Annotated in this window: 5 protein-coding genes and 1 pseudogene; 5 read left to right on the top strand and 1 reads right to left on the bottom strand. The window is 71.0% G+C overall.

What is annotated here, in order from left to right; translation table 11 throughout:
• From AB0M52_RS30310 to AB0M52_RS30320, 3 genes and pseudogenes are all read left to right on the top strand, one after another.
• Positions 1-106: pseudogene (locus AB0M52_RS30310) on the top strand (aldo/keto reductase); the annotation flags it as partial.
• 141 nt (positions 107-247) lie between these two features.
• Positions 248-400, top strand: a complete 153-nt coding sequence (locus AB0M52_RS30315) for a hypothetical protein (protein WP_199523706.1) — start codon at positions 248-250, stop codon at positions 398-400.
• Complete coding sequence (locus tag AB0M52_RS30320; RefSeq protein WP_363960821.1) at positions 400-1,362, top strand: N-acetylmuramoyl-L-alanine amidase; 963 nt, start codon at positions 400-402, stop codon at positions 1,360-1,362. The genes AB0M52_RS30315 and AB0M52_RS30320 overlap by 1 nt, the downstream gene beginning before the upstream one ends.
• Before the next feature lie 72 nt (positions 1,363-1,434).
• On the opposite strand, the gene AB0M52_RS30325 is transcribed toward AB0M52_RS30320, so the two are convergent.
• The gene (locus AB0M52_RS30325) at positions 1,435-2,574 is read right to left on the bottom strand and encodes a cellulose binding domain-containing protein (protein ID WP_363960823.1); all 1,140 of its coding nucleotides are present in this window, start codon (positions 2,572-2,574) and stop codon (positions 1,435-1,437) included.
• 359 nt (positions 2,575-2,933) lie between these two features.
• Between AB0M52_RS30325 and AB0M52_RS30330 the strand changes: the two genes are divergently transcribed.
• Both AB0M52_RS30330 and AB0M52_RS30335 read left to right on the top strand, forming a co-directional pair.
• Positions 2,934-4,040, top strand: a complete 1,107-nt coding sequence (locus AB0M52_RS30330) for an FAD-dependent monooxygenase (RefSeq protein WP_363960825.1) — start codon at positions 2,934-2,936, stop codon at positions 4,038-4,040.
• 117 nt (positions 4,041-4,157) lie between these two features.
• Positions 4,158-5,095, top strand: a 938-nt coding sequence (locus AB0M52_RS30335) for a cbb3-type cytochrome c oxidase subunit I (protein ID WP_363960827.1), incomplete at its 3' end; no start/stop codon positions are given.

Consider the following 5,095-nt stretch of genomic DNA (forward strand, 5'->3'; position numbering starts at 1 on the left):
CCCCAAGTCAGTGACCCCGGAGCGGATCCGGGCCAACGCCGACGTCTTCGGCTTCTCGCTGACCGCTGAGGAGATGCGCGACATCGACGCCCTGGGCGGGTCCTGACCTGCGGCGGTCGCGGCCGGCCCGGGCCGCGTCGGAAAACTTCATAGGCGATTGATCGGACGAAGACCATCGACATCGACGGCCGTCGCGCTGTACCGTCTCGGCCAAATATCGACATCCGTCGTCGTCCGGAGGGTTGCCATGGCCTCTGCCCGCCCCGTCCGTCTGCGCCGCCGAGGGCTGCTCGGCGTACCGGCCCTGGTGGCCGCCGCGCTCACCCTCCTCGCCCGGCCCGCCGCCGCGAGCGCCGCCCCGCCGGCCGAGTGCCTGGCCGACCTGCTCCGGGAGTCCTGATGGCGACCATTTCCTGGCTGGTGGACGTGCTGCGCGGCGCCGGTGTGCAGGTGGTGGTGGAGGGCGACTGGCTCAACCGGATGCGCCCCGGCTCGTTCGACCCGATCGGGGTGCTCTGGCACCACACCGCCGCCACCTCCAGCGCCAGCAACCCGCACCCGGCCCTCAACATCTGCATCAACGGTCGACCGGACCTGGCCGGCCCGCTCTGTCAGGCGCTGGTCGACTACCACGGCGTCTTCCACGTCATCTCCGCCGGTCGCTGCAACCATGCCGGCGCCAGCGGCGGCAGCGGGCCGATCCCGGCCGGCGACGGCAACACCCTGATGATCGGTTGGGAGATCGACTACAACGGGGTCAGCCAGTCGATGACGGCCGCGCAGTACAACGCCTCGGTCGCCGCCACGGCCGCCGTGCTCACCCGGCTCGGCCGGGATGCCAGCCACGCCCGGGGGCACCGGGAGACCAGCACCACCGGCAAGATCGACCCGTCGTTCGTCGACCTGAACGTGATGCGTGCCGACGTGGCGGCGCGGATGTCCGGCGGCACCGCGTGGAGCGCGACGGTGGACAACACCACCGTTGGGCGGTTCACCGCCAGCGCCAACTGGGGTGTCTCGTCGTACTCCGGGCAGCGCTACGGGGCCGACTACCGGTACGCCAACCCGGTCGCCGCCAGCGACGTGGCCTGGTACCGGTTCAACGTCCCGGCCAGCGCCAACTACCGGGTGGAGGTCTGGTACCCGGCCGACGCCGGCTACAACCGGTCGACGCCGTACATCGTCGCCACCAGCGGCGGCAACCAGACCGTCTACGTGGACCAACGCACCGGCGGCGGTCAGTGGCGCGGCCTCGGCACCTTCGCGCTGCCGGCGGGCGACGCCAACCGGGTGGCGGTGAGCCGATGGAGTTCCGCCAGCGGTTACGTCATCGCCGACGCCGTACGCCTCACCAGAGTCTGACCGGCCCGCCAGTGGCGTTAAGAGGGGCCCCTTCCTATGCACGAGGCGTTAAGAAGGGGCCCTTCCTTGCTCTCAGGAGCGGGTGCAGGCCGTGCCGTTGAGGGTGAAGCTGGACGGGGAGGAGTACGCCCCGCTCAGCGTCCCCTGGTAGCCGAAGCTGGCCGTGCCGCCGGGGGCGAGCGTGCCGTTCCAGCTCAGGTTCCGGGCGGTCACCGACGAGCCGCTCTGGGTCACCGTGGCGTTCCAGGAGTTCGTCACCTGCTGCCCGGACGGCAGCGAGTACGCCAGGGTCCAGCCGTTGATGGTGCTCGAACCGGTGTTGGTGATCTGCACGTCGGCGGTGAAGCCGTTGTTCCACGAGTTGGCGGTGTACTTCACCGCACACGCGCCGCCGCCCGACGGCGGGGGCGTGGTGGGCGGCGGGCTGCTCGGCGGCGGGGTGGTCGGGTTGCCGCCGCCGTTGACCGCGGCCGAGAAGTTGGTCACCGCCAGTCCGGCGCCGCCCTGCCAGGGCTCGAACCCGGCCTGGATGCTGGTCAGGTACCAGGAGTTGGTGATCGCGCCCCGGTTGCGGGTGTCGTTGATGAAGGCCAGCAGGTTGAGGTTCGCGCTGCTGATCGCCGACGGGGCCAGGTACGAGATGACGTTGTTGGAGCCGTTGCTGCCCCGCCAGACCTCCCAGCTGCGGCCGTCGATGGTGGCGGTGCCGACCGGGGAGCCGATGGGCTGGATCGGGCCCTGCCGGTTGAGCCAGATCATGATCTCCATCTGGTTCACCCCGTCCCGCCTCGGCGACGGGTCGAGCCAGATGTCGTACGAGGCGTTGTAGATGGCCCCGCTGACGTACCGGTAGCTGATGCTGCTGTTCGCGCTGCTGATCTGGCTCACCTGGATCGGCAGGTTGGTGCCGGGGGAGCAGTTGGTGTAGTGGCAGCCGACGAAGATCGACGGGTACGCCGTCGGTGCCCCGTTGGTCGGGTTGCTGCCGTTCTGGGTGGTGATCTCGAAGCCGGTGCTGGTGACGTTGATGCACTGCTGGGCGCTGGTGCCCCAGCGGTTGTTCTGCACCACGTACCGGCTCTGGATGACCGTGGTGCCGTACTGCTCGCAGATCTGGGTGTCGGCGGAGGCGGTGCCGCCGAGGGCCACGGCGACGATCGAGCCGGCGGCGAGCAGGCCGACGGCCACGATGGCCCGCAGGGGACGTCTCATGATGCTCCTTGCGCTGCGGCGTCACCTGGACGCCGGGACGGGTTGCGGACGGAGCGGTCGGAAACGCCCGCCGACGGGGGTGGGGCCCGGGAGCGCTCCCATGCTCATCGTCACATTTACATCCTTGAAACAATGGGCGCAACCGGTGCGGGCTAATGAGGGGAAATGTGAGGTGTGCCACGGGTGCGACCATCGGTCACCCGGCGATCCCCCGGTGGTGGGCGGGCCGCGCCGACGGGCGGAGCCGAGCGCGCCGAGGGGCGCCGCCAGCGGCCGGTTTGCCTCTGGTGTGCGCCGATTGCGCCGAGTAGTGTCTTGCCTCCAACGCGTGCCGAACCCCTCCGGAGGCGTACACCCCCATGCGTAGCTCCCCCCTGCGCATCCTCGTCGTCGGCGCGGGCATCGCCGGCCTGGCCGTGGCCCGGGCGCTGCGCCTGGCGGGCTTCCGGCCCGACGTTACCGACAAGGCGCCGCCGGGCGAACTCACCGACGCCGGCCTCTATCTCCCGGGCAACGCGGCCCGGGCGCTGCGCCGGCTCGACCTCGACGGTCCGGTACGCCCGTTCGGGCAGGTCATCCACCGGCAACGCTTCCTCGACGCGGCCGGTGCGCCGCTGTGCGCGGTCGACCTCGACGCGCTCTGGGCCGGGGTCGGGGAGTGCCGCGCGCTGCCCCGCGCCGACCTGCACCGGGTGCTGCTGAGCGGGGCCGGCGGCGCGGTCCGGCACGGCGCCGAGGTGTGCACCATCGAGCTGCTGCCGGCCAGTGTCGGCGTCACCTTCGTCGACGGCACCCAGACCGAGTACGACCTGGTGATCGGCGCAGACGGGCCGCGTTCCTCGATCCGTGCGCTGGCCGCCCTCGGCGGGCCGCCCCGCCCCGCCGGCCAGGTGGTCTACCGCGGCGTCGTGCGCCACGGCCCGGCGGTCGACGAGTGGACCGCCCTACTCGGGCAGCGCTGCGGCTTTCTCGTGGTGCCGATCGGCGCCGGCCGGCTGCACTGCTACGCCGACGAAGCGGGCACCGAACCGCCGGCCGACCCGAAGGCCCGACTGCGCGAGCTGTTCGGCGACTACGGCGGGCCGGTGCCGGAGGTGCTCGACGCGCTCGACGGGGTGCACGTCACGACCACCGACGAGGTCGAACTCGGGCGCTGGTACCGGGGCCGGGTGCTACTGGTCGGCGACGCTGCCCACGCCACCGCGCCGACGCTGTCCCAGGGTGCCGCGATGGCCCTGGAGGACGCGGTGGTGCTCGCCGAGTCGCTGCACGCCGCGAGCAGCGTGGAGGCGGCGCTGACCGGCTACGAGAGTCGCCGCCGGCCGCGTACCCGGTGGGTGCGGGACCGGACCCGGGACCGTAACCGCACCCGCGACGTCCCGCCGGCGCTGCGCGACCCGCTGCTGCGCGGGCGCGGCGACCGCATCTTCGGCGAGCACTACCGGCTGCTCCTCGGCCCGCTGTGATCCACCCCCGGCGACCCCACGCGGGACTGCCACCTGCCGGGGACTATCCTCCTTGCGGATAACGGCCCGCAGAGACAGCGTGTGCCGAGCGGGACAACCCAGAACCGGAGGCCACTCGTGACCACCGTCGCACCCAAGCCGGTCGTGACCCGGCCCTGGCCGGTCCGGGAGCCGGTCAAGGGGTCGGCCATCGCGCGGCTGCTGCGGACCACGGACGCGAAGCAAATCGGGATCATGTACATGGTCACCGCGTTCGTGTTCTTCATGATCGGTGGCCTGATGGCCCTGATCATGCGGGCCGAGCTGGCCCGGCCCGGGCTGCAGTTCCTGTCGCCTGAGCAGTACAACCAGCTGTTCACCATGCACGGCACGATCATGCTGCTGTTCTTCGCGACGCCCATCGTCTTCGCGTTCGGCAACTACGTGGTGCCCATCCAGATCGGCGCGCCGGACGTCTCGTTCCCGCGGCTGAACAGCTTCGCGTACTGGCTCTACCTGTTCGGTGGCACCATGGCCACCGCCGGCTTCCTCACCCCGGGCGGCGCGGCGGACTTCGGCTGGACCGCGTACACCCCGCTGAGCACCAGCGAGCACGCTCCGGGCGTCGGCGCCAACATGTGGGTGGTCGGTCTGGCCATCTCCGGTCTGGGCACCATCCTCGGCGCGGTCAACCTGATCACCACGATCCTGACCCTGCGCGCGCCCGGCATGACCATGTTCCGGATGCCGATCTTCACCTGGAACATGCTGGTCACCAGCCTCCTGGTGATCCTGGTCTTCCCGCTGCTGGCCGCCGCGCTGTTCGCCCTCGCCGCCGACCGTCTCCTCGGTGCCCACGTCTACAGCCCGGAGACGGGCGGCCCGATGCTGTGGCAGCACCTGTTCTGGTTCTTCGGCCACCCCGAGGTGTACATCATCGCGCTGCCGTTCTTCGGCATCATCAGCGAGATCATCCCGGTCTTCTCCCGCAAGCCGATCTTCGGCTACAAGGGCCTGGTCGCCGCGACCATCGCCATCGCCGGCCTGTCGATGAGCGTCTGGGCGCACCACATGTT

Origin of the sequence: Micromonospora sp. NPDC051296, from assembly GCF_040682255.1 — a bacterium.
In the GTDB taxonomy this organism is placed as follows: Bacteria; Actinomycetota; Actinomycetes; order Mycobacteriales; family Micromonosporaceae; genus Micromonospora; species Micromonospora craterilacus.

What these genes read in the sequence shown, in the direction of transcription:
- AB0M52_RS30325 (WP_363960823.1), bottom strand. Translation starts at nt 2,574, where the DNA reads ATGAGACGTCCCCTGCGGGCCATCGTGGCCGTCGGCCTGCTCGCCGCC.
- AB0M52_RS30320 (WP_363960821.1), top strand. Translation starts at nt 400, where the DNA reads ATGGCGACCATTTCCTGGCTGGTGGACGTGCTGCGCGGCGCCGGTGTG.
- AB0M52_RS30315 (WP_199523706.1), top strand. Translation starts at nt 248, where the DNA reads ATGGCCTCTGCCCGCCCCGTCCGTCTGCGCCGCCGAGGGCTGCTCGGC.
- AB0M52_RS30330 (WP_363960825.1), top strand. Translation starts at nt 2,934, where the DNA reads ATGCGTAGCTCCCCCCTGCGCATCCTCGTCGTCGGCGCGGGCATCGCC.